This window comes from Psychrobacter sp. T6-1, assembly GCF_052258445.1.
The window spans coordinates 1-2,272 of sequence record NZ_JBQQFC010000353.1; the positions used below are offsets into that span (position 1 = coordinate 1).

The 2,272-nt window shown below is 43.1% G+C and carries 3 protein-coding genes; 2 read left to right on the forward strand and 1 reads right to left on the reverse strand.

What is annotated here, in order from left to right; translation table 11 throughout:
• Window positions 1-256: 256 nt before the first annotated feature.
• Both ACTXGO_RS12685 and ACTXGO_RS12690 read left to right on the forward strand, forming a co-directional pair.
• Window positions 257-409: a hypothetical protein gene (locus ACTXGO_RS12685; RefSeq protein ID WP_443543033.1), complete on the forward strand. Its 153-nt coding sequence runs from the start codon at window positions 257-259 to the stop codon at window positions 407-409.
• A gap of 124 nt (window positions 410-533) precedes the next feature.
• Window positions 534-1,277, forward strand: coding sequence for a M90 family metallopeptidase (locus ACTXGO_RS12690; protein ID WP_435950990.1), 744 nt, complete (start codon window positions 534-536; stop codon window positions 1,275-1,277).
• 110 nt (window positions 1,278-1,387) lie between these two features.
• On the opposite strand, the gene ACTXGO_RS12695 is transcribed toward ACTXGO_RS12690, so the two are convergent.
• Window positions 1,388-2,047 (reverse strand): hypothetical protein, encoded by a 660-nt coding sequence (locus ACTXGO_RS12695; protein ID WP_435950989.1) that lies wholly within the window; start codon window positions 2,045-2,047, stop codon window positions 1,388-1,390.
• Between the last annotated feature and the right edge of the window lie 225 nt (window positions 2,048-2,272).

Here is a 2,272-nt window from a genome sequence, read left to right on the forward strand (position 1 = left end):
ATCTTGAGCAGTACTTCGCCATCAGTGATCGGCTGGCATCTCGTTTCAATGATACGCGACTGAGTAATATCGGCTTTATTGGTTTGGAATTCTTGTACGTTGACTATTGGCATGATTTTCTCCTTGATTATTATTGTTAAGTGTTCACTATACTGCGCTATGCATATCAATATTTAAACGAACACCTCAAGTTGAAGTGCTACTATTAAGTCAATCTTAAAGTATAACCGTCAAACAATGACAGTGATAAATAGTAATGACGATAAATAGTAATGACTTAGGTTTGCACAATAAAATAGAGAGTTATCAAAGTATCGATGGTCAAGCAAGAGTTGACGTACGCTTTGACGCGGATACTGTTTGGCTCTCACAGGCACAGATGACAGTATTATTTGGGCGCGATCAATAAGTATAGCGCTAAGTTGCTTGCTATTACTCTGAAACTCTAACTTCATTACCATTAAACTAGTACTAATAATATTTAAGTTTAAAAGCAAAATTTCTCTATTAGCGATAAGGCAAGGATAATATAAATGTTTGAGATGATAAAAGAGTGGCGTGAGCAGCGTATATTAGACAATAGTAAATATAGCCAAGATGACTGGGCGCAAGCGGCGCAGCTCGTTGTTATTCTTGATCGTTTAGACGACGATGAGCTGGCAAGACTATTTGAACTGGCGACGTTATTTTTGGCAGACAAGTCTATCACTGGCGCGCAGGGCTTTGAGATTACCGATAAGGTTAGGCAATCGATTGCGCTACAAGCCTGCCTTCCGATTCTCAATCTGGGTCTTGACTGGTACGCAGGCTGGTCATCGGTCATCATTTACGCAGGCTCGTATAAAAGTATCACCAAAACGGTCGATGAGGCCGGCATCGTGCACGAGGGCCAGCAGCATCGTAGCGGGGAGGCGTGGCTACGCGGGCCTGTCATACTGTCTTGGAAAGATGCCAAGCATTCAGGCGAGCGCGATGGACATAATGTCGTCATTCATGAGTTTGTACATAAGCTCGATATGTTAAATGGGCGCACTAATGGCTTCCCGCCCATGCAGCCGGATATGGATCCTGAGCGCTGGACTTCCATTATGAGCCGCGATTTTGAGGACTTCCAAAAACATCGCAAATCAGGTCTCGATCGGTATGGCGCGACCAATCCTGCCGAATTCTTTGCGGTGCTAAGCGAAGTGTTTTTTGAGACCCCGCAAAAGCTGGTTGATGCCTATCCTGATATTTATGACATTATGGTCAAATTCTTTAAACAGATGCCAATCTGACCTTTTAAGGTAGATCTGTAGCACAGGATAACTCTATAGCGATAAAAAAGGGCAGGGTATCACTATCGACGCCATGCCCTTTTTATTAAAATTAGCATATAAATCAAACCTTACGTCGTCCATTGATCACTTATGACAGCGACCAAGTAGCGGCGGCCTTGATACTCATCGAACACCAGCCGTAGCGCGCGCCAGTCCAGACCGCCGTATTCAGGATTGACCCCAGGGTTATAAAACTCAACGTACTCTGAGTTTGGATATATACGATCTAAGTTGTTAATGCTATTGCCTACGGCAGCGGTTGCATTGGTAGTCGTTGATTGATCGTTGAAATAGTCCGCTTTTACCCAGTCTTTGAGGTAATCTGGCAGTGGCGTGACATATATATCGCCAGTGCCGTCTTTTTGACCCCAAGTGAAGCGCACATTTGATTCATCAAGATACTGCGTGTATTGCTCGCGGCTAAATACTTTGTCAGACTCAGGTTGAATGTAGGCATACATAGAAAAACGCACGCCACGCGTGGGATGGATATCATCAGCAACTCTAGCATAGTCGTTATTAGCCAGTGCCCGCTGAATGCGCATTGCTTGCTGTATAAGGGTTTGCTGGCTCATATCAGAGTCTGTGGACGCATTATTTGACGACGTCGCCATATTTGACTCAGCTGAGAGTTGACAGCCGCCAGTCACGATAAGGGACGCAAAGAGTGCTCCAGCCAATAGAGATTTGAGATAAGGGCGAGATACATTAAAACCAGATGAGATCATAATAATATCCTTATCGTTATGTGAATATAGCAAAACAGCAATTGTGCACTTAACCTAAATGATGCTACTTATAGAATGTTACTTATGGGTAGTGATAGCTTTTTTATGTGTTTTTATGAATATAACTATTAAGATAGCATAAACGTAGGATACCATGCAAAAATCGATTTTTTTAGCTGTAGGATTGTTAATAACAGGAGTCTTGGCAGTAACCGCGAGCGCCAA